The sequence below is a fragment of the Lactobacillus taiwanensis genome, assembly GCF_017894345.1.
In the GTDB taxonomy this organism is placed as follows: Bacteria; Bacillota; Bacilli; order Lactobacillales; family Lactobacillaceae; genus Lactobacillus; species Lactobacillus taiwanensis.
Genome location: NZ_CP059276.1, coordinates 1,802,739 through 1,823,766, shown reverse-complemented (window position 1 = coordinate 1,823,766; position 21,028 = coordinate 1,802,739). Strand labels below are relative to the sequence as shown.

Here is a 21,028-nt window from a genome sequence, read left to right as displayed (position 1 = left end):
TTTGGAGGGATTAATGATGAAAAAGATTATATCAATTGGCTTAATTGGTTTGTTAAGCTGTACAATGCTAACGGCATGTAGCAATACGCAAAATAACAATTCTAGTTCTTCAAATGAAAAAACGACAACAGTTAAGAAAAGCAGTAAAATTACAGCAAATAATTTGACTACTAAGAAGCAAACTGCAATTACAATTGCTTATGCTGGTGAAAAGTATCCTGATATTTGGAAGAAGACTTTTAAACAAGCACAAAATAATACCGTTAAAGTAAAACTCCACAATCGCAAGGATTATTCATATATGCAAAATGGTAGTGATGTTGCATACGAAATTGCCACAGCTGATGGAGATAAATATTTCTATTATACAAAGAATGATCCAACGATTTTCTTCTATCATAAGAATAAGGAAATTGGTTCATCTGATATTAAAATGATGATTAAATATCTTAACAATCATAATGATGGCAGTAAGGTTAACAAGATCATTAAGAATATCAAGGTAGTAGACGAAAGAAAGACAGCGAGTAAAGACTAAAAATATTGCTGGTGATAAAGGGTTATATACTGTTCCTACAAAATTACAAGGTAAGTGGTACAGTATGGATAAAAACCGGCATACACATAGTAAGGATGATAATCAATTAAGAGAAATTGAATTTGGTCCACATGCGCTTACGACGGAAGATCATCAATATGAGATCCATATCCCAGATAAAGAGTATTTTGAAAAGCATCAACAGTTTTCTAATGACTATCTGAACGATACTCATACATGGGTTAAAGTCTTTAATAATACTGAAGCCCCGAAAGGAGTCAATTATATTACCTTAATTGGTTGGACAGCTAAAGATAAACACCAAACGTCTTATGGTTATACAATCTTGGACGGTCATCCGGTAGTTATTTTAGCTAGTGGCCAAGGAAAAATAACGGATCAAGTTTACTGGAAGACACCTGACCAAGCTAAAAAACATCAGGATCAAAATTTTGATAAACTAATTACGAAAGCAGAAAATAATTAGAAATTAGTATGAGGTAAATTTTATGTCTGATAAACCTTATTATGAACAAGAATATCATGCACCAGAAAGTGATATTCCCGATCCATCAGTTGGAGAAATTTTTAAGGGATTATTTCTCTATCCGTTCACTTGGGCAGCGCGTAGTACACGAAAAGCCTTTTGGGTTGCATTTGTTATTCAGTTCTTATTAACAATTGTAATTGGAGTAGCTTCAATACTAGCATTATGTACTAGTGGAATCTTCTCTGTTACTCCAAATAATGTGACTTGGGCTGTATCACATATTACATTTTTTACTTGGCTAATTGAATTAATTTTATTAATCTTACTAGTTTGGATAAAATTAGGCCTTTTGGGCTATGCAGTAAGAAGGCTACATGATGCGAACTATAGTGGTTGGTGGCTATGGTTAATTATTATTCCATTTGGCTGGATTATTGTAGTTATTTTCTTATTGCTACCTACTGTTGAAGAACCAGTAAGATGGGGCAGCTACTTATTTGTTGATTAACTAATTTGAATAGAAATTGAAATACGAATGGTTTTTCCTTTCGTATTTTTTTATTGCATTTTATATAATATTTTTATAGTATTTTTTTATTTTTTATTTAAGGAATAGGTAGTATGGAATATTTAAAGCTGTTAGGAATATTGATAATTGTGGTCGGCTTTGTCTTAAAGTGGGATACGACTGCAGTTGTAGTCATTGCAGCAATTGTCACAGGTCTGTTTTCAGGGATGGATTTTGTTAAATTGCTGGAAGTAATTGGAAAGAGTTTTGTGGAAAATCGAATGGTAAGTTTGTTTTTCCTAACCTTGCCAATGATTGGGCTAGTAGAATCACATGGATTAAGAGATTATGCGGTTAATGCAATTAAAAAACTTAAAAAGTTAACTGCGGGTAAGATTTTGAATATCTATTTATTAATTCGTGAATTAGCTGGAGTTTTTGGAATTTCTTTACAAGGACAAGTACAATTCGTTCGACCATTAATTGCACCAATGGTAATTGCGGCTGCTGAAGATCAAGATAATAAAAAATTAACTGAATCAGAAATTGATCTAATTAAGGGACGCAGTGCGGCAGTTGACAACTTTGGTAACTTTTTTGCTCAGAACTTGTTTGTAGCTTCTGGTGGAGTACTTTTGATTTCTTCAACTATGAAATCACTGGGCTATAAAGTTGATCCTGTTGGAATTGTGCTTAACACTATTCCAATTGCTATCATTACTTTTATTTTAGTCTTTGCTTACAATCTTTATTTTGACCGTCAAATGAAGAAATGGGAGGGTAAATAATTATGCAAAATACAATTAACTTTTTACTTGCCATTCTTTATGCATTGATTGGGTTATGTATGGCAGTTGCTGGAATTGAAACCTTGCGCGATAAGACAAATAAGGCGAGAATTGGAACAACTGTTTTTTGGTTCTTCTTGGCAATTATTTTTGCCTTTGGAGATTGGATTCCAGCAGTTGTATCCGGTGCAATGGTTTTAATAATTGGAATTTTAGCTTTGTTTAAACAGATTCAAGTTGGTAGCTTACCTAAGTTAGACCCCAAAACCGCGCAAGAGGGTGCAAAGCGCTTAGGAGCAAAAGTATTTTTACCAAGTATAGTTTTAGCATTAACTTCTATTTTGATTGCTCAGTTTACGCCACTTGGTGGTCAAGTTGGAATCGGTATTGGTGCCGTTGTTTCATTAATCTTGGCAATTATTTTAACTAAAGCTCCGACTAAGCAAGTCTTTAAAGATTCGCAAAGAATGGTACGTAGCGTTGGTGCACCTGGCGTTTTGCCGCAACTATTAGCTATGCTTGGAGTAGTCTTTACTACTTGCGGTGTTGGCAAACTAACTGCTAATATGATTAGCCATGTTTTTCCAGCTGGAAATCATTTCTTAGGAGTAGCGTTATACTGTATTGCAATGGCACTCTTTACTTATATCATGGGTAATGCCTTTGCGGCCTTTGCTGTAATTACAGCTGCAATTGGAATTCCGTTTGTAATTGCTCAAGGTGCTAATCCAGTAGTTGTTGCTGCAATTGGAATGACGTCTGGATATTGCGGTACCTTAGTAACACCAATGGCAGCTAACTTTAATACACTACCGGTTGCACTTTTAGAAATGAAGGACCAGATGGGCGTTATTAAGCAACAAGCTCCAATCGCAGTTATCTTATTGGTTGTTCAAATTGGTTTAATGTACTTTTTAGCATTTTAGTCTTGAAAGGATAAGATTATGAAGATTTTAGTAACAGGTTTTGATCCCTTTGGCGTAGATAAAATTAATCCAGCAATTGAAGCAGTTAAAAGATTACCTGATGAAATAAATGGCGCTGAAATTATTAAATTGGAAATCCCAACAGTTTTTAATAAATCAGCCGAAGTTGTAAAAAAGGCAATTAAAGAAGAAAATCCTGATTATGTCTTAAATGTTGGTCAGGCTGGTGGTCGTTTTGGCTTAACTCCAGAGCGAGTAGCAATTAACATCAATGATGGTCGTATTCCGGACAATGAGGGCTACCAACCACTTGGTGAACCAATTCATGAAGATGGTGAAACTGCCTACTTTACACAATTGCCCATTAAGGCAGAAGCAAAGGCAATCAGGGATGCAGGTCTACCAGCTAGCGTTTCAAATACTGCTGGTACTTATGTATGTAATCATATTATGTATCAAGTCCAATATATGAGAGATAAGGAATTTCCTAACATTAAGGCAGGATTTATTCATATTCCATTCTTACCTGAGCAAGTAGTAAATCGTCCCAATACTCCATCAATGGCGCTTGATGATATTGTTAAGGGGTTAACTGCAGCTCTTAGCGCTATTGTTGACCGTGATGGTAAGGGCGATATTGAAGCAGTTGAAGGCGCAAATCACTAAAATGTAGGTGGTTTATTGTATGTTTTGGGTGTTAGCTTAGCAATTATTGGATTCATTTTATGTTTACTAGTTAGGCAGCACATTATTAAATATGGTTTTCCATTTGTTTATTGCTTAATCGGAATTTTGTTTCTAGTTTTGTTTGTTTAACTCAATTTGGCAATCATGATGTGAATTTCGATTGGTATGGTTATCTAGTAATTGTGTTTATAGTTGAAATTTAGTATTTGTACCATTACTTTTTATTAAAATCATAAAAAGAGGCTAAGGTAGCCTCTTTTACGTAAAGTCAAGCATATAAGTGTTTGGCTTTTTTCTTTGTCGTTTTCATAATTTTTATAATCTTGCCATTTTACTTTTTGTTAGCTGCAGTTGTAAGTACTGCTTCACTTAAAATGCAACAATAGTTAGTTACAACAATTAATCAGAAGATTTTAGCTTCAAGTGTAAGTTTACTTGATACGATCTTTATGGTTCACTGCGCCAGTGATGAACGTTATTAACGGCATTTCTCTAATAACATAGTATGTTTTAACCAAAATCCCAAATTTTGCACTTGTTTGGTTTTGTCTATCTCATTAAAATAGTGATAAAAATTTTTGATTAGGGGTGAAGGTAAAAATGACAATAGGAGATCTACTCAAGCAATACCGTATTAACCAAAATAAAACTTTACAAGAATTTGCAGGTAATATAATTGATCGATCTTACTACGGAAAAGTAGAAAGAAATGTACATCAAATTTCGGCGGAAAACTTAATTAATCTGCTTAGATATAATCAAATTGATGCTACAGAATTTATTGAAACTTTAGACCAAAACTATCAAAGTCAGATTCAAATTCAAAGAAAGATAATGGAAGAAGCATATTATCACGTAGACAAAGATAAACTAAAAAAAGTTAAATTAATGATTACGGATAGTGAATTATCTGAAAAAGATAAAGAAATTCAAAATTTGATTGCTGATGGACTTTTAGAATTACTAAATCCGGATAAATCTGATCAAAAAATTAGAGAAGAGATTAAGAAGAAAATTTTTGAAATTCCAAAATTCAATAGTACTAAGTTTATGCTGTATTGCAATTCTATGCGTTTCTATAGTTTGGCTGATAACGAAGCAATTGTTAGAAAGATAATTGAAAAGTATCAAGTGCGTGAATCTATGCTTGTTAAAAAATCTCTATTTTCTTTAGCTATTAATGTTTTAGTCCTTTCTATCGAAGAAAATAAATTTGAGAATATTGATTTTTATATTGATTTTGCTAATAAGGTTCCAACTAATCCTGATCTTTTTTTATAAAAGTGCTATGACCTTTTTCACTTATTTCATTCAATATAAAAAGAATCAAGATAAGTCTGCGTTACAATATTGCGATACTATAATAAAAAGTTTTTGTCTTGTAGGTATGCCTGAGTATGGGGAAGAGTTACAAAAGTTTAAGGATAAATATAAATAATGTAATATTGGGTAAATACACCCATTTTTCTTTATTCCACACTTTTATCATTTATACTTAATCTCAACAAAATAATTAACTGAAAGGAGTGCAGTGTAGTTGGAATGAATTTTATTAAATGGATACTAGGTTTAATGGCTATTAATATAGTTGGATTAATATTGATAACGATCTATTCGGCCTATTATAGTTTTGGAACCATGCTATTTGGTATTCACACTGTAGCCGCGGTTAAAGACTTTTGGAACACTGAATTTTTAATGGGCACTATATTTCTTATATGTGTTAACTTGCTAGCGATAATTACGGCAGTAGTTAGACAGTTCAAGAAATAATTTGTTTTGAAAGGGATAATATTATGAAAAGATTAGTATTAGTTTTTAAGATATTACTAGGAATAGTTCCTTTTTTACCTTTATTTGTAGATGCTATCTTCAAAACAAATATTCGTATGTCAATTATGGATATGACAATGCAGTGGTCATTGTTGATTAAAGTTCCTATTTTAGTCATGTGTATTTCAGCATATCTATATTTCTGGTACGTTATTTTTAAAGAGGTCAAGAAAAGCCTATGAAAAATGTAAAATTAATCAGTTATTCTTACAGTATAACGACAACTTTTACACTACTAGCAGTACTAAATTTAACATCATGGTGGGGAAGCTTTCCTTATCGTATGGTAATGGTACTAATGAACATAGTTGTTGGTGCGAGTATGGAATATTTAGTTAATAGATATTCTGTTACAAAGAGAAAAAACTTATTTAAAGGGCTAGTAGCTTTGGTATTATTAGTTACGAATATAGTCTGGATTGTTGCTACGATAATTTGATCGTATTTTATAGTTACAAAAAACGCAGCTTTAAACTGCGTTTTTTATTATGCCTATTAAATGATGGTGACTATATATTAGGAGCGAATAAAAATGAGTGTAGACGTTATGTTAAAAATTGTATTTTTTTCGTTGCGTTTTTAAATATTTAAACATATCTAGGTAGGTAGTTGCTTGGACACTGCATCCCAAATCTAAAACTTCTGAAATTAATGTAAGTATTGGTTTGTCATCCCCATTTTTCATGTAATCAATTGCCTTTTGCAAATAAGTCAAGGTTAGGGTAAAAAACATTAGATATTGTGGTAATTCAATTTTTTTAAGTTCTTTAACTAATCGCTGAGCATAAGACAATTCATTAAGTGAAATCAGCCGTAAAATGCCATCTGATAAACTTCCCATAATGATTTCTAAGTTAAAACTAGTTTCAGCCTCTTTAAGGCGGTCAATATTACGAATTATTTGCATTGAACTACCATAAATTTGCTTAGGATTGAATAGAAAAATTGATGCGCCAAACGCTGAAATATAGTATTGACTCCATAAATTGACTTTTGAAAAAATCGCAAAAAGCTTTTTTCGATCAATAGGAGGTAAGTAATTTTTATGTTCGATAATAAAAAGTTGATTACATAGATTAGCAGCCATAAATAGATCAAACTTATTATGATTTTTATGATACTTGGTTAGTTGTTTTTGTGTAACTTGCTTGAGAAGTGGGATATTTTCTTTTTCAATAGCTTCAGAAAGTTCAGGATCTATTTCGGGTCGTGGTGAGAATTTAGACCAACCCATAAATTCATGGCTAGTAATGTGAATTCTATTTAATAATTTCATTGCCGTACTAAATTCAACCTCGACTTGATCATTTTCCCAGCGTGATAGTTTTGATTCAGAGCAGATTCCAGGGCAGACTTCTTTTTGTGTAATACCTTGTTCTAAGCGTAATTCTTTGAATTCATGACCATACATTTTTTCATTCTCCAAAAATTAACTTGCAGATCTGCAAGAAATTTATTTTTAAGTATAATCTCGTCATATACTCTTATCAACAAGTTTAAATCGATGAGGGGATGAAGAAGATGCTGTTTAAGTATTCAAATAAATTTAGATTCATATTGATGATCATCTTTGGCTTAATTGCTAGTTTTCAAAATATTATTATGGCTAATGTTGTTCAAACACTAACTAATATTGCTACTAATAAGAATTGGGGTAAAATTGCACAATTTTTGATTATTGTTATTGCAGCATTAGTTGTTACTTTAATTGCAAGTTTAGTATTTAACAGATTGAAAACTAATACGATTAAGGAAACTAACACTTATTTAAGGACACATATTTTGGGTGGGATGCTAGAAGAGTCAAAAGATGAAAATAGTGATAGTTTAGGATTTTTAACTAATGATTTTAAACTACTTGAAACTAATCGTTTTAATGCTCAAATTGAAATTATTATGCAGATTTTTTCACTAGTATTAGCACTAGGCTATGCTTTAGCAGTTAATTGGTTACTTACATTACTATTCCTAGTTGGATCTTTTATTCCAATGATTGTTTCTAATGTTTTTCAAAAGCCGATTCAAGAATCATCTGAAAAGTGGACTAGTGCTAATAGTAAGTATGTTAATCAAACTAAAAACTTCTTAGCTGGTGTTGAAACCCTGCATCTGTATGATGGTCAAAATCAGGCAGTTGCTAAAAATAAACAAGCAATTTCTAAGCTAGAACAGACATTGAGTAAGATGAATCTTTTAAATCTTGATACTAACTCATGGATTAATTTTATTGCTAATATTATTACGTTTTTGATGCCATTTCTATTTGGAATTTATTTAGTTGTAAAAGGGCAAACAAGCTTAGGAGCTTTATTTGCAATTGTGCAATTAGCTAATTCATTTGTAAATCCAATTTTATTTATCTTAGATGACAGAAGTAAGTTATCTACTACTAAGAAGATAGTTGAGAAGGTTAATGGATTTTTAGATAAAGAAACAGATCAAGAAAATAGTAAAACTGTAAGTTTACAAGACTTACAAGTAGAGAATTTGATCCTAAAGAGAGATGGCAAGCAATTAGCTACTGGAATTGACTTAAACGTCAAACCAGGTAAAAAAATTGCAGTCATTGGACCATCTGGAGCAGGAAAGTCGACTTTATTGCAATTTTTGTTATATGGAAAATATGGACAAGCCGAAGCGATTAGATTAAATGATAAAAAGGTAAAAGCTGGTACATTTCCGGACTTATTCTCATATGCAAGCCAAGCACCGGTAATTTTTGCGGATAGTTTATTATTTAATCTGACTTTAGGAAAAAATATTTCCCGGGAAAAGGTAGAGGAAGTTTGCGATAAATTAGACTTAAATGGATTAGTTAAAGAAAAAGGCTTTGATTATCAATTGGGCGTGGCAGCGGATAAATTATCCGGTGGACAGTTGGCTCGAATTGAGCTAGCAAGAGCAATTTTAATGAAGCGTTCTGTATTATTACTTGATGAAATTAACGCTTCTCTTGATAAGAAAACTTCTGATATAATTCATAAATATCTGTTAGCTTCAAATTTAACTTTCATTGAAGTAATTCACCACTATGAGGAAGCTGAATTGAAGCAATATGACGAAATACTTGACTTGAAGGAATATATTTAGATGAATTGGAAGAAGATATTATTCAGTATTAGCATTATTGTAATTATATTAGTTGGAGGATGGACTGTGTTTAATATAGCTAATCAGAAAGTTGTTAATCAAGATTATTCACTTTCTAAATTTAATAAAGTAGATATAGACATTCCAACGGGAGATGTAGTTTTAAAAGTAGGAAATAAATATCATGTCAGTTATTCTGGAGCAGAAAAAATTGCTCCTGAAATTAAGGTTAAAGATAGCAAATTAAAAATTGGTTTTAAGAATCAAGTTACCCACATTCGTCTATTTAACTTTAAGCAGTTAAATTCTAAAATCGTAATTGAAATGCCGAAAGAGCAATTAGAAAGCTTAAATGTTGATAATGCAAATGGTAATTTTAGTGCTGATTATTTAGGAGTAAAAACAGGCAATATTGATTTATCAAACGGCAATATCGATATTAAAGATTTGAAGACTAAAGATGGAATTAGTTTTGATACTTCAAAAGGTAATATTAGAGTTAAGAGCAGTAATGCGAGTGGCTATGATTTAGATACTTCTCTTGGAAAAGTTACAATTAGTGGTAAAAAGCAAGGTAATTCCTTTGAAAAGAATAGTGACTCTAGGAATGTCTTAGAAGCAGATACTTCTCTGGGTAATGTTTCAGTAAATTAGAATATGAAAAACATTCTAAGCTAAATAGTGAATTGATATCCGACGGGATAATCAATTCACTATTTTTTGTTCTAGTCGTAGGATGAAAATAGTAGTAAAACCATATGCCGTCTTGTTCTTAGACACTTGATGTCGTATAAAAAACTGGCAGTTTTGCTCAAGAATTCAATAGTCTCTTCGAAGAATGTGGACACTTAGATGTCGAGTTTAGAAAATTAGATATGATTCCTTAAGTAAATACGTTTTACTACTAATTTTTAGGAGGTATTTATTATGCAAGTTGTATTCGGAATTGATGTAAGCAAAGCTACTTCTACTGTCTGTGAATTAATTGGTGAAAGTAAAAATGAACTCACCATTACTAACGATCTTCCTGGTTTCACATTGCTGTTAAAGGACTTAGCTGCTTTCTCTAAACAGCCACAGATAATCTTTGAAGCTACTGGTGTTTATTCTCGCAGACTACAAGCTTTTCTTGAAGACTATGACTACGACTATGTCATTATTAATCCTCTTAAGGCTAAGAAAGAGATGGATTTGGGCTTGCGTCATAATAAAACCGACCGAACCGATGCTTATCACCTAGCCCTAATTCAACGACTTTATCATCATCCGGTTAATAAAATACAAGCTAATGCATATCATCAGCTTAATGCTTTAAGCAGATTTTATGACCAGCTAACAGCTGATTTAGTGATGGCTAAAAATAGACTTCATCAAGTTTTACAATCTACTTTTCCTGAAGTAGAGCAATTATTCTGTACAGCGAAGGGCTTTAACTATTGGAAAATAATCAGTCACTACCCACACTGTGAATTAATTAGACAAGCCCAAGAAAGAGAAATTATCAACTGGCTGATCCAGCTTAAAGGTATTGGAATAAAGCATGCGCAAAAGACTGCAGCTAAGTTAAAGAAACTCGCCAATATGACTTATCCAGTTGTTTCTGAAACCAGCGTAGAAGCTGAACAAGTGCAATACTATGCCCAAAGATTAATTAACTTGAACGAGCAAAGAGAAAACTTAATTTCTAGAATGGTAAAACTAGCTAAATCTTTGCCAAATCATGATCTTGAGAATCTAGAGAGCATTCCTGGTTTTGCACAGACTACTGCTGTTAGAGTTTTAGCAGAATTAGGCGATATTCGCAGATTCTCTAATCCTAACAAGATCAACGCTTTTATTGGTATTGATCCAGGGCGTTACCAATCAGGTGAAATGGATTCTAGTTTAAGCATTACCAAACATGGGAATGCCATCGCACGTAAATTGCTTTATCGAGCTATTGGTCAAATAGACAATGCAGCTAAAACCAATCCTTGTCATATAGCAGATTATTATGAAAGCAAAAAGCGATCTCTTCAAACCAAGGGGTTTAAAAAGATCGCTATTGCTTCAATTCATAAGCTAATCAGGACTATTTATGCTCTGATTATCAATGATCAACTATATAATTACAACGTAGCCACACATAACCAAAAAGACTTTAGTCGTAATTAATTGATCAATTTCATTATAGACCTAAGCCTATAAAAACGATATGCTTATAGGCTTATTTGTCATACTTTCTTTTAGAAATAATTCGCCTGTATGTATTAAACGCTTAAAAATATGATTAAAAAATAAAGCTAAACACCTTATTATGCTTGACTTTACGTAGAAAAACGAATTAGCCTTAATTTTAGCTAATTCGTTTTTTGTTAGTCATTTTTAAGTTCGCGTTTAATATAGTAATTCAAGATAAACGGTGAAAGGACAGTGGTAATGATAATTACCAAGATTAAACTTGAATAGATATCTTCAGGAAAGAGATGGTGCGTAATTCCAATTTGAGCGACAATTAAAGCTACTTCACCACGTGACACCATGCCGGCACCAACAATATTTCCTTCATTTTTAGTAAAACCAAATAATTCGCTTGAATATTTACCAGCCCAGAATTTAGATACGACAGCTAAAATGGTCATCACGATAATGAACCAGATATCTTTGACAAAGCTTGCAAATGTCATTGATAGACCAATGTTTACAAAAAATACTGGAATAAAAATTGAATATCCAATTGCACTTACTGAGGATTGAACTTCCTTATATTGAGGCGTTTGTCTAATTGCAAGTCCACCAAAGAAGGCACCAACAACTGCACTTAAACCGACAAAGTCTGCTGCCCAAGCCATTGATAAAGCTAATACAAGTGAGCCAATAACAACAGCATAGTCAACTTCAACTTTTTCAGCTAGTTTCATGAAATATGGGGCAACAAATTTAAAGACAGCCCAAACAGCGACAAAGTAAACTATTTCAATTAATAAATTAATAAAGAAATTATTAGTCAGTCCACTCTTGCCGCCCTCGTGACTAAAGGTAGTGAATAGACTTAAAACAATGACAGCTAAAATATCATCGACTACAGCTGCTCCTAAAATAGCTGTACCAGCTCGGGTATGAATTTGGTTAGCTTCTTGTAATACTACAACTGAAATCGAAACACTTGTAGCCGCAAACACAATTCCAATAAATAATGCTTCTAGGAAATTCATTCCAAATAAATAGCTAGCAATTCCCATGAAAAATACAGGCAATACTACACCGATACCAGCAACTGTGAAACTTAATTTGAAGTATTTTTTTAATAAATCCAAATCACTTTCAAGCCCCGCTAGGAACATTAACAAAATTACTCCGAACTCTGAAAAAAGTGAAATAATTTCATTTGGTTTAACTAGCCCTAAAATGGCTGGACCTAATAAAATTCCTGATAATAATTGACCAATAACCGCTGGCATATTAAGACGTGAAAACAGTTGCCCTAATAATGTAGTAGCCAGCAGAATTAAAATTAATTCTCCTAAAAAGTGCATCTTCTCCAGCTTTCTATAACTTTGTGGTAAATAAAAAAACTTCCAAGCGCTTATTGACCCAAATAAGCAAATCTTGAAAGTTTTAAAAACCCAACCACTAATGAAAATTATTTAACTAAAAATTAGTTTAGCTAAAAATATTCATAGTTGCAAATAACTATTTATTTTTAATCCCAGTTTGTTTAGGATTAGTTGGTTTTGTCTTAGCAAGAAGAGCAAGCAAAATAGTAATTAAATCGACTACTTCTTGTAAAATTGCGCCCCAGAAAGCTGGAATAATACCAGTAAAGGCAATTAATTCAATTAAGATAACGATACAAATTGCAGTGATGATGTCGACATGGGCTACCTTCATAGTATGTTTCGAAATTGCAACTGCATCATTAACTTTAGAAATGTCATTAACCATAATTACAGCATCGGCACTTTCGCTAGCAGCGGTTGCTCCTTTAGCACCCATGGCAATACCAACATCAGCAGCCATTAAACTAGGTGCATCGTTAACACCATCTCCGACCATGGCAACAGGTCTTAGATCGGGCTTAACATCTCTAATTACTTGAATTTTTTGTGCAGGAAGTAAGTCTGCATGAACTTCACTTTCTTTAATACCAGCTTCTTTAGCAACCTTATCAGCTACCGCTCTACGGTCACCAGTTAACATCATGATTTGTTTGATACCTTGACGACGTAAACGGCTAATAGTTTCTGGCGTATTCTTTCTCATTTGATCTTGGAAAGTAATATATCCAGCAAATTTGTTGTCGATTGAAACAAAGACAGCTGTTGAATTAATAGTAATTTTTTCTTGATCGGGATCAACATAAGAAAGTTTACCAACTTTAACTAACTTACCATCAACTTCGCCGCTAACACCCTTAGCAGTAGCTTCTTTCAAGTTGGTAACTGGTTTAATTAAGTTTTTATCGGTGCTTTTTACTAATGAAGTGGCAATAACGTGACTGGATTGTTGTTCAACGCTAGCAGCTAAACTTTGTAGTTCTTCTTTTGAAATTGAGCTGTCTTTAGCTAAAATAACTTGGTCAATAACCAATTGGTTTTCAGTTAACGTACCCGTTTTATCAAAAGCAAAAGTTAAAGTGCGAGATAGCTTCTCAAGTGTAGTACCAGACTTAACGATAATGTGGCTACGTGACATTGAACTCATACCAGATACCATTGCAACTGGAGCAGCGATTAACAGTGGACAAGGAGATGCAACAACCATAACTTGTGCAAAACGCAAAAAGTGTCCTTGCCAACCTAGTGCTGGATTAGTTACAGCAGAAGTAATCATAGCTGCGATACCAATAATTAAAGAAATAATGGTAAATGGTACTGCATAACGATCAGCCATTTTAACGAACTTAGCAGGTTTTGCTTCAGAAGACTTAACTAAAGCGACAATTGATTGGTATTCAGAATCTTTAGCAGCTTTAGTAACTTTCATTTCTACAGCTGCATCCCCATTAATTGATCCTGACATTAAATTATCGCCGATTTTTTTATCTACTGGAACTGACTCACCAGTTAAAGAAGATTGATCAAAGCTAGAATTACCTTTAATGATTTCTCCATCTACTGGAACTTGGCTACCTGGCTTAATTAACACAATATCGCCAATTTTTAAGTCGTCAACCTTAACTTCTTCAATCTTGCCGTTAACTAACTTATCAGCAATTCTTGGTGAATTTTGTAATAAAGAACGTAATTCCTTATCAGCTTGACTAGTAGCATAGTCTTCGAGGGAATCACCACCAGTAAGCATGATTAAGATCATCCAAGCTGCCCAGTAGTCTCCAACAATCATGGTTGAAACAACAGCAATAATTGCTAGAATATCAACGCCCCAACGACCGGATTCAAGAGTATGAATCATTTCGCGGAGCATGGTGATTGCCATAAAAATTCCGAAGATATCAATTAGGATGCCTGAGATGGGCCATGTACCAATTTTAGGAGCTCCACACAGAAAGTCTAAAATTGCTGCAATGACACCAATTCCGAGAATCGTGAAAAATTTCCATTGATGTCTCATTAACTTTACCTCCAACTAATTTAACAATAATACTAAAACAATATTACTATACCACTTAACAGATTAAATTTAAGCGATTTAGTTTTCTTCATGTGAAACGCATTTCTCAGTAATGTCATACTTTTCGTCAATTGTATGAGTAACATAGTTGAATGCTTTGATCCATTCTCGCCGAGTTAGCAGACCTTGAAAAATATTATTGTCATTGACTATTGGAATAAATGGATTATCTACTAAAAGATGTAGTTGAGTTTCAAAATTAGTGTGAGCAAAATTGATTGTTTCGAATTCTGTTTGCATTACATCTTTGACTTTTAAGTCTGACAAAGGTCCGATAACAATATTATCAGGTGTTAGCATCTTGTTTGTAATCATGGCTAAACTAATTAAACCAACTACTTTTTGTTTTCTATCTAAAACTGGAATTTTAGAATATTTCATTTTAGTAAGAATTAAAAACGCATGGTAGAGTGGATTTTCGTCTTCTACAAACGCAATCCTAGAGGCGGGAATAATAAATGAGTCCGCTTTTTCCTCAATCAATGATTGAATAGATGGTGAGAACATGATAATCCTTTCTAAACTTAAATATTTAAATTAAAAAATATATTTCTTTTCACTTCTATTGTATGAAAGTATTGAAAATAAGCCCACAAAAAAATCCGCGCTGGGAAAGACGCGGATTTCAAAATATATAAGTATAGGATCAGTCAAAAACTGATAAATGTATTCAATCTACTTGGAGGAGTAAGAATGAAAATAAAAAGTTGGATGTTAATGCTAATAGCGATGGGGTTTTGTTTTCCCCGTTGCTATGGTTTATATATTAGAGGGAAAATGTGAACAAATTGTGACGTTTTTTATTAAAAAAGTTAAATTTACTAAAGAAATAGAATAAATTATAAACTTGCACCCCAAAGATTGTTTCCTAGCTCATTTAGGAAGAGCAGTTTGTCCCATAATTTCTCTTCTTCAGGGATAAAAGTAATATTGTCAGAAAATTTTACGATAGGTGCGCGATTAAAGAAGTATTGAAGTTGACCGGTGAAAGCAACGCCATTGCTTGATTTAATAGTTGTTAGACTATCTGTAAGGAAGCTAGTGAATTCTGAACTTGGGTTTGTTTTATTAAGTGAGTCGACTAACTCAGTCATTGTAGAAATAATTACGTCTTTAGAAACCATCTTTTTCACCTTCTGTAGATTTCAATAAATTTAGGAACTATTCTTTGTAAGATAATCGTATTACGAAAGTACAATTTGCACAATTTTTTAGGTGAAAATACCGTATTGGTATGACTTAAATAAAAATGAAATACTAGCTACTGATAACGGATTAATAGTGAAGTGTTTATCGAAAAAAATCAATATTAGTGAGATTGGTATGATATTATTTGTATATAAATGAAATCGCTTTTACAAAATTCTTATATGGTAGAAAGTTGGTATTAAATTATGTATCAAGAATATATCAGCTTACTTGAAGCATTTAGATTAAGCTTGATGGCAGAAAATGATCATGAAGTTAATAAGATAGTTGAACAAGTAAATGAGGCAGTAGCTAATCTAAAAACAGGAAAATATCGCGCGGTCGCTTTAACTTCACAATTATTTGATGTTGTTAGTTTAGTTGGAAATTTAATGGCGTTTAATGATTTAAAATTGAATGCCTTTCAAAGTAAAGTTTGGAATAAGTTAAGGGATGCCACCTATCAAAGATATACTAAAGATGGTAATTTACTTAATTTCCTTCCATTTCCTTAATCATTATCAGCACGAGAAAAGAGAATCCGAATTATGGATTCTCTTTTTTAATGCACTAAAAAGAAAACGACCTATGCTGGGAAGTGCATAAGTCGTTTCAAAGATAGATAATCAGCCCGAGGCTGATCTTGTTATTATTCAATCTACTTGGAGGAGTAAGAATGAAAATAAAAAGTTGGATGTTAATGCTAATAGCAATGGATTATTGTTAATCCACTACTACAATTAATATATTATAGTATAAAACATAAAGAAATATAAGATACTTGCTCAAAATTTTTAATTTTCAGATAGTAAAGGACTATTCAGGTATAATATCGAATTAAGGAAATTATCTATTAGGTAGGGAAAGCTAATGAAGAAATTTTTAAAAATTCTGTTTAAATTAGTCTTAGTTTTGATAGTTATTGCTGGGGCTGCTTACGGTGGATATTATGGATACCAGCAATATCAAAAACGAGAACAGGCAAAAGCTACTTTTACTTCTAGACCCGATGTAGAAAAAGCAAAAGATGGCACAAGCATTAGTCCAGGACACCATAATCTAGCTTATTTTAAAAAGTTATTGAATGAAAAATATCCTGATGTCTATAGTGCAGCCTATGAAACGCCTCGTGCTAGTAAAATCGGCAGCAGTGTTGTAATTCCGGGTCAAGTTGTAACGCCAAGCTATGATTTTAATAAAAAGAAAATTACAGATGCGGACTCAATGACTCCTCAGGGATTAACTGTAGCGGGGAAGTACTTATTAATTACAGCTTACGATTCAACGCATAATCACCGCTCAGTTATTTACTGCTTAGATAAGAAAAGTGGCAAATACTTAAAGACAGTTCAAGTTTCAGGATCTCCGCATTTAGGCGGTATTGCCTATGATCCAATTGCTAAAAATATTTGGGTAACAGGAAGTCAAGATGATTCTTCGGCCCTAATGTCGTTTTCATTAAAGAAACTAGAAAAATATAGCTATAATAAGAAAAAGCAACCTATCCAATATGATAATGTAATTGCTTTGCCTACCATTGAAAGAGCATCTTGTGTAACTTATTATGACAATCAACTGTTTGTTGGCTTTTTTAATACAGATGGACAAGGACAATTTGCTAGCTATCCAATCGCTCGTTCAGGCACCTTTAAAGGTACAATTACAAGTGATCAAATTAAAGCAGTAACTGGCCAAGTATCTTGGGCTTTGGGATCGGGAAGCGCCTCAATGGATCGGCAGATTCAAGGAATTGCATTTTATCAGAATTGGATTATTTTGAGTCAATCATATGGAAGTAAAGATTCTAAATTATACTTTTTCCCAATTTCAGCTTTGAATTATCTAGATGAAGGAAATGCAGAAAAAGTTGTTATTATGCCACCATATTTAGAACAAATTTATGTTCAAAATGGTCAATTGTTGATGTTATTTGAATCTGGAGCGAAGGCTTATGAAAGTGATCAAATAATGATTGTTGACCGAATTTTATCGGCAAATATCAATGCCTTATTAGGAGGTTAAAATGGTAAAAAAAATATCTTTTTGGGTACGATTAGCAGGCTGGAGCGGTTTGATATCAGGAAGTAGTGTTTTGGTATTATACCAGTATTCCCATAGTATTTTATTTTTAATAAACTTAATTACAATTGTATTGTTTTCTGCTTACGCTTTAACGACTGCTAATGATAGAAAGTGGAAAAATCCTGACTGGCTATTGAAAGTGATTTTGTTAGTATTAGTCTTTGTTTCAATTTTGCCATCTATTTTCTTAGGTATTGGTTATTTTATTGAAAGAAAACGTAATCAAAAGTAGCGAACTGTCCATAACTAAGGCTATTTTTGGTATAATTACTACTGTTCATGCTATTTTCCTAAAAAATAGTAAAGATATTAACCTATTTTATAACAATGTTGTAAAATTTAGAAAAAAGATACGAGGTGTAAGCATGGCAGAAAACAAAGATAAACAGAGCGATACAAAGAAAAAAGAAATAGGCTTGTTTATTGCTAAAACTCTCTTTTACTTTGCAGTGCTTGTAGTGCTAGTTTACTTGTATTCATATAGTGGCATTGGAGCTGCAAAATTTATTTATAAAGATTTCTAAAACTGAAAGGGTCGCATTAAATGATTAAAGATGTAATCAAGACAATCGATCAAATTGCTACTGAAGATCCAAACCGAATCGCCTATGATTATCTTGGCGAAACTAATACTTATGAAGACCTAAAAGCTAGGTCAGATGCTTATGCAGCTAAGATTAGCGAACTAGATCTTCCTGAAAAAGCTCCGGTAATGATTTGGGGTGGTCAAACCTTTGAAATGATTGCTAGTTTTATTGGTGCTGTTAAAGCAGGACATGCTTATATTCCAATTGCTAGCTATTCTAATAGTGAACGTTTATTAATGATTCAAGAGGTTTCTGAGGCTCCTTTAGTGATTGCTATTGATAAACTTCCTATTGAAATGGAGAATATAAAAGTTTTAACTCCTGGAGACGTTTCCGATAGTCATGTAGAAATTGATCAAGATAAGTTTGTAAATGGAGATGATAACTTTTATATCATCTTTACTTCAGGAACAACAGGAAAACCTAAGGGTGTCCAAATTAGCCATGATAATTTGCTTAGCTTTGTAAATTGGGAATTAAGTGATTTTTCACTTCCTGAGAAACCTAGTTTTTTAGCTCAAGCCCCATATTCTTTTGACTTATCTGTAATGAGCCTTTATCCAGCTTTGACAGCAGGCGGTAAATTAGTAGTTTTACCTCACGATGTAACTGAGAACTTAGGTCAATTATTTAAGACGTTGCCACAGTTAAAATTCAATGTTTGGGTTTCAACTCCATCATTTGTAGAAATGAGTTTCTTAGATCCTACGTTTGATGCTAAACACCATCCAGAACTAACTCATTTCCTATTTTGTGGTGAAGAATTAAGTCATAAAACAGCTAAAATGTTGAAGATGAAATTCCCAGACAGTCATATTTTTAATACTTATGGGCCAACTGAAACAACAGTTGCCGTAACACAAGTAGAAATTACGGATAAAGTTTTAGATAAATATGATCGTTTACCAATTGGTGTAGCAAAAGATGACACTAAGATTTCAATTGATACTTCTAAAGGTGAAGAAGATAACCAGGGTGAGGTTATTATTGAAGGACCAAGCGTTTCTAAAGGTTATCTAAATAACCCAGATAAAACTAAGGCTGCTTTCTTTAAGGAAAGTGAGCATGCAAGCTATCGTACTGGAGACTTAGGATTTTTAGATGGCGACATGCTGTTTTATCGTGGAAGAATTGACTTCCAAGTTAAATTCAATGGATATCGAATTGAATTAGAGGAAATCAATTTCTACCTTGCTAAGAATCCATTGGTTCGTTACGGCGTTGTAGCGCCAAAATATAATAAAGACCACAAAGTACAACAATTAGTTGCTGTTGTTGAACTAGCTGATGGAGTGCGCGAAAAGTATAGCGATGCTGAGTTGACTAAGAAATTACGTGAAGAGTTAAGTCAAGATATTATGCCATACATGCTTCCTCAACGTTTTATCTACCGTGATGAAATGCCAATTTCTCAAAATGGTAAGGTAGATATTAAACAAGTAATTAAGGAGGTAAATAACGCGTGATCAATATTCAGCCTTATAGTAATCCGCGTTACTTTGTTATTCTTTTTATTGCGTTATTACCACTAATCATTGGGTTATATCATGGTAGACGCTTTAAAGCATATGAAGCTTTCGTTTCGTTACTATTTTTGTTCTTAATGTTCAATGGTAAAGATTGGATACAGGGAGTGCAATTAATTGGATACATTATTTTCCAGTTTTTAGTTACTTTTGCTTATCAAAAATATGTTAATTCTGGAAAGAATAAAACCTCTGTTTTTTGTTTAGCAGTCATCCTAGCGATTTTACCTTTGGCAGCAGTAAAAATTGCACCATTAGTGCCAAATAAAGCTGCAGATTTAATTGGTTTCTTTGGAATTTCATATTTAACTTTTAAAACTGTACAAGTTATTATGGAACTTCGCGATAAGACTATTAAAAAAGTTGATCCAATTACTTATGCGAGATTTTTGCTTTTCTTCCCAACTATTTCTTCAGGTCCTATTGATCGTTATCGGAGATTTAAAGAAGATTATGATAAGGCTCCGGAAAGAGATAAATATATTGAAAACTTAAAATTTGGTACTAGATACATTTTTCAAGGATTCTTATATAAATTTATTATTGGTTACGTATTTGGTACCTTATGGCTGCCTCAACTAGCTAAAGATGCGCTCTTTTACGGTCAAGCAAATGGTGGACTTCGCTTATCATGGGCACTTTTAGGCTACATGTATTGCTATAGCATGTATCTTTTCTTTGACTTTGCAGGATATTCTTTATTTGCTGTAGGTACATCATATTTCATGGGAATTAGAACTCCTATGAACTTCAATAAGCCATTTATTTCTCAAAATATTAAAGATTTCTGGAATAGATGGCATATGACTTTGTCATTCTGGTTCCGTGATTTTATCTTTATGCGTTTTACATTCTTTGCAATGAAGCATAAATTGGTAAAGAATAGAATCAGATTATCGCAATTAGCCTATTTTGTAGATTTCTTAATTATGGGTTTCTGGCACGGATTAACGTGGTACTATATCGTATATGGTATTTTCCATGCTACAGCCATCATCATTAATGATATTTGGCTACGATTCAAGCGTAAACACCAGAAGCAAATCCCTCATAATCAATTTACGAAGTGGTTTGCGATTTTCTTAACTTTTAATGTTGTTTGTTTCAGTTTCCTAATTTTCTCAGGTTTCTTGAGTACATTATGGTTTGGCTGGAAATAATTTACTAAGTTT

22 protein-coding genes, 1 pseudogene and 1 other annotated feature are annotated in these 21,028 nt (G+C 32.8%); of the genes and pseudogenes, 18 read left to right on the top strand and 5 right to left on the bottom strand.

All coding sequences use genetic code 11. The annotated features are described in order from the left end of the window. The first annotated feature begins 16 nt into the window (after positions 1-16). The 9 genes and pseudogenes from H1A07_RS08970 to H1A07_RS10330 all read left to right on the top strand — a co-directional run bounded on the left by H1A07_RS08970 (position 17) and on the right by H1A07_RS10330 (position 5,710). Positions 17-538: a hypothetical protein gene (locus H1A07_RS08970; protein WP_244974126.1), complete on the top strand. Its 522-nt coding sequence runs from the start codon at positions 17-19 to the stop codon at positions 536-538. Positions 539-602: 64 nt separating this feature from the next. Beyond that, positions 603-1,025 (top strand): hypothetical protein, encoded by a 423-nt coding sequence (locus H1A07_RS08965; RefSeq protein WP_210144979.1) that lies wholly within the window; start codon positions 603-605, stop codon positions 1,023-1,025. A gap of 22 nt (positions 1,026-1,047) precedes the next feature. Then, positions 1,048-1,536 (top strand): DUF805 domain-containing protein, encoded by a 489-nt coding sequence (locus H1A07_RS08960; RefSeq protein ID WP_210144978.1) that lies wholly within the window; start codon positions 1,048-1,050, stop codon positions 1,534-1,536. A 113-nt stretch (positions 1,537-1,649) separates the two neighbouring features. After that, on the top strand, positions 1,650-2,324 hold the full coding sequence (locus H1A07_RS08955) for a DUF969 domain-containing protein (RefSeq protein WP_094499206.1): 675 nt from the start codon (positions 1,650-1,652) through the stop codon (positions 2,322-2,324). A gap of 2 nt (positions 2,325-2,326) precedes the next feature. Next, positions 2,327-3,250 (top strand): DUF979 domain-containing protein, encoded by a 924-nt coding sequence (locus H1A07_RS08950; RefSeq protein WP_210144977.1) that lies wholly within the window; start codon positions 2,327-2,329, stop codon positions 3,248-3,250. An 18-nt stretch (positions 3,251-3,268) separates the two neighbouring features. Continuing rightward, the gene (pcp, locus tag H1A07_RS08945; RefSeq protein WP_210144976.1) at positions 3,269-3,916 is read left to right on the top strand and encodes a pyroglutamyl-peptidase I; all 648 of its coding nucleotides are present in this window, start codon (positions 3,269-3,271) and stop codon (positions 3,914-3,916) included. 332 nt (positions 3,917-4,248) lie between these two features. Further along, positions 4,249-4,389: pseudogene (locus tag H1A07_RS10335) on the top strand (MFS transporter); the annotation flags it as partial. A 148-nt stretch (positions 4,390-4,537) separates the two neighbouring features. Then, positions 4,538-5,218, top strand: a complete 681-nt coding sequence (locus H1A07_RS08940) for a helix-turn-helix domain-containing protein (protein ID WP_244974125.1) — start codon at positions 4,538-4,540, stop codon at positions 5,216-5,218. 261 nt (positions 5,219-5,479) lie between these two features. Further along, on the top strand, positions 5,480-5,710 hold the full coding sequence (locus tag H1A07_RS10330; protein WP_244974124.1) for a hypothetical protein: 231 nt from the start codon (positions 5,480-5,482) through the stop codon (positions 5,708-5,710). 610 nt (positions 5,711-6,320) lie between these two features. On the opposite strand, the gene H1A07_RS08935 is transcribed toward H1A07_RS10330, so the two are convergent. Beyond that, positions 6,321-7,181, bottom strand: coding sequence for a helix-turn-helix domain-containing protein (locus H1A07_RS08935; RefSeq protein WP_210144975.1), 861 nt, complete (start codon positions 7,179-7,181; stop codon positions 6,321-6,323). Between the two features lie 101 nt (positions 7,182-7,282). Between H1A07_RS08935 and H1A07_RS08930 the strand changes: the two genes are divergently transcribed. The 3 genes from H1A07_RS08930 to H1A07_RS08920 all read left to right on the top strand — a co-directional run bounded on the left by H1A07_RS08930 (position 7,283) and on the right by H1A07_RS08920 (position 11,014). Then, complete coding sequence (locus tag H1A07_RS08930; RefSeq protein ID WP_210144974.1) at positions 7,283-8,860, top strand: ATP-binding cassette domain-containing protein; 1,578 nt, start codon at positions 7,283-7,285, stop codon at positions 8,858-8,860. Positions 8,861-8,926: 66 nt separating this feature from the next. Beyond that, positions 8,927-9,514 carry a DUF4097 family beta strand repeat-containing protein gene (locus H1A07_RS08925; RefSeq protein WP_244974122.1) on the top strand — a complete coding sequence of 196 codons (588 nt, stop codon included), beginning with the start codon at positions 8,927-8,929 and terminating at the stop codon, positions 9,512-9,514. 273 nt (positions 9,515-9,787) lie between these two features. Then, positions 9,788-11,014 (top strand): IS110 family RNA-guided transposase, encoded by a 1,227-nt coding sequence (locus H1A07_RS08920; protein WP_094498782.1) that lies wholly within the window; start codon positions 9,788-9,790, stop codon positions 11,012-11,014. Between the two features lie 200 nt (positions 11,015-11,214). Here H1A07_RS08920 and H1A07_RS08915 read toward each other — a convergent pair whose 3' ends face one another. From H1A07_RS08915 to H1A07_RS08900, 4 genes are all read right to left on the bottom strand, one after another. After that, positions 11,215-12,375, bottom strand: a complete 1,161-nt coding sequence (locus H1A07_RS08915; RefSeq protein ID WP_210144972.1) for a cation:proton antiporter — start codon at positions 12,373-12,375, stop codon at positions 11,215-11,217. A 48-nt stretch (positions 12,376-12,423) separates the two neighbouring features. Further along, positions 12,424-12,471 (bottom strand) — a sequence feature (sodium ion sensor (DUF1646 type); this cis-regulatory element may regulate processes involved in with the transportation of sodium ions). A 61-nt stretch (positions 12,472-12,532) separates the two neighbouring features. Beyond that, complete coding sequence (locus H1A07_RS08910) at positions 12,533-14,413, bottom strand: heavy metal translocating P-type ATPase (protein WP_210144971.1); 1,881 nt, start codon at positions 14,411-14,413, stop codon at positions 12,533-12,535. Positions 14,414-14,491: 78 nt separating this feature from the next. Further along, entirely contained in the window at positions 14,492-14,980 is a 489-nt protein-coding gene (cbpB, locus tag H1A07_RS08905) for a cyclic-di-AMP-binding protein CbpB (RefSeq protein ID WP_210144970.1), read from the bottom strand. A gap of 332 nt (positions 14,981-15,312) precedes the next feature. Continuing rightward, a complete protein-coding gene (locus H1A07_RS08900; protein WP_210144969.1) occupies positions 15,313-15,597 on the bottom strand; it encodes a hypothetical protein in 285 nt (94 codons plus the stop codon). A 267-nt stretch (positions 15,598-15,864) separates the two neighbouring features. Here H1A07_RS08900 and H1A07_RS08895 point away from each other — a divergent pair, with 267 nt between their 5' ends. From H1A07_RS08895 to dltB, 6 genes are all read left to right on the top strand, one after another. Continuing rightward, positions 15,865-16,176 carry a hypothetical protein gene (locus H1A07_RS08895; protein ID WP_210145511.1) on the top strand — a complete coding sequence of 104 codons (312 nt, stop codon included), beginning with the start codon at positions 15,865-15,867 and terminating at the stop codon, positions 16,174-16,176. 355 nt (positions 16,177-16,531) lie between these two features. Next, positions 16,532-17,683, top strand: coding sequence for a YncE family protein (locus H1A07_RS08890; RefSeq protein ID WP_210144968.1), 1,152 nt, complete (start codon positions 16,532-16,534; stop codon positions 17,681-17,683). 1 nt (position 17,684) lies between these two features. Continuing rightward, a complete protein-coding gene (locus H1A07_RS08885) occupies positions 17,685-17,975 on the top strand; it encodes a hypothetical protein (protein ID WP_094498319.1) in 291 nt (96 codons plus the stop codon). A 133-nt stretch (positions 17,976-18,108) separates the two neighbouring features. After that, positions 18,109-18,267: a teichoic acid D-Ala incorporation-associated protein DltX gene (locus H1A07_RS08880; RefSeq protein WP_057718888.1), complete on the top strand. Its 159-nt coding sequence runs from the start codon at positions 18,109-18,111 to the stop codon at positions 18,265-18,267. A 20-nt stretch (positions 18,268-18,287) separates the two neighbouring features. Continuing rightward, a complete protein-coding gene (gene dltA / locus H1A07_RS08875; RefSeq protein WP_210144967.1) occupies positions 18,288-19,796 on the top strand; it encodes a D-alanine--poly(phosphoribitol) ligase subunit DltA in 1,509 nt (502 codons plus the stop codon). After that, positions 19,793-21,016 (top strand): D-alanyl-lipoteichoic acid biosynthesis protein DltB, encoded by a 1,224-nt coding sequence (dltB, locus tag H1A07_RS08870; RefSeq protein ID WP_057718880.1) that lies wholly within the window; start codon positions 19,793-19,795, stop codon positions 21,014-21,016. The genes dltA and dltB overlap by 4 nt, the downstream gene beginning before the upstream one ends. Positions 21,017-21,028: the final 12 nt, after the last annotated feature.

Excerpts from the sequence above, each read along its gene's own strand:
- H1A07_RS08970 (WP_244974126.1), top strand. The coding sequence starts at position 17 with ATGAAAAAGATTATATCAATTGGCTTAATTGGTTTGTTAAGCTGTACA.
- H1A07_RS08965 (WP_210144979.1), top strand. The coding sequence starts at position 603 with ATGGATAAAAACCGGCATACACATAGTAAGGATGATAATCAATTAAGA.
- H1A07_RS08960 (WP_210144978.1), top strand. The coding sequence starts at position 1,048 with ATGTCTGATAAACCTTATTATGAACAAGAATATCATGCACCAGAAAGT.
- H1A07_RS08955 (WP_094499206.1), top strand. The coding sequence starts at position 1,650 with ATGGAATATTTAAAGCTGTTAGGAATATTGATAATTGTGGTCGGCTTT.
- H1A07_RS08950 (WP_210144977.1), top strand. The coding sequence starts at position 2,327 with ATGCAAAATACAATTAACTTTTTACTTGCCATTCTTTATGCATTGATT.
- pcp (WP_210144976.1), top strand. The coding sequence starts at position 3,269 with ATGAAGATTTTAGTAACAGGTTTTGATCCCTTTGGCGTAGATAAAATT.
- H1A07_RS08940 (WP_244974125.1), top strand. The coding sequence starts at position 4,538 with ATGACAATAGGAGATCTACTCAAGCAATACCGTATTAACCAAAATAAA.
- H1A07_RS10330 (WP_244974124.1), top strand. The coding sequence starts at position 5,480 with ATGAATTTTATTAAATGGATACTAGGTTTAATGGCTATTAATATAGTT.
- H1A07_RS08935 (WP_210144975.1), bottom strand. The coding sequence starts at position 7,181 with ATGTATGGTCATGAATTCAAAGAATTACGCTTAGAACAAGGTATTACA.
- H1A07_RS08930 (WP_210144974.1), top strand. The coding sequence starts at position 7,283 with ATGAAGAAGATGCTGTTTAAGTATTCAAATAAATTTAGATTCATATTG.
- H1A07_RS08920 (WP_094498782.1), top strand. The coding sequence starts at position 9,788 with ATGCAAGTTGTATTCGGAATTGATGTAAGCAAAGCTACTTCTACTGTC.
- H1A07_RS08915 (WP_210144972.1), bottom strand. The coding sequence starts at position 12,375 with ATGCACTTTTTAGGAGAATTAATTTTAATTCTGCTGGCTACTACATTA.
- H1A07_RS08910 (WP_210144971.1), bottom strand. The coding sequence starts at position 14,413 with ATGAGACATCAATGGAAATTTTTCACGATTCTCGGAATTGGTGTCATT.
- cbpB (WP_210144970.1), bottom strand. The coding sequence starts at position 14,980 with ATGTTCTCACCATCTATTCAATCATTGATTGAGGAAAAAGCGGACTCA.
- H1A07_RS08900 (WP_210144969.1), bottom strand. The coding sequence starts at position 15,597 with ATGGTTTCTAAAGACGTAATTATTTCTACAATGACTGAGTTAGTCGAC.
- H1A07_RS08890 (WP_210144968.1), top strand. The coding sequence starts at position 16,532 with ATGAAGAAATTTTTAAAAATTCTGTTTAAATTAGTCTTAGTTTTGATA.
- H1A07_RS08885 (WP_094498319.1), top strand. The coding sequence starts at position 17,685 with ATGGTAAAAAAAATATCTTTTTGGGTACGATTAGCAGGCTGGAGCGGT.
- H1A07_RS08880 (WP_057718888.1), top strand. The coding sequence starts at position 18,109 with ATGGCAGAAAACAAAGATAAACAGAGCGATACAAAGAAAAAAGAAATA.
- dltA (WP_210144967.1), top strand. The coding sequence starts at position 18,288 with ATGATTAAAGATGTAATCAAGACAATCGATCAAATTGCTACTGAAGAT.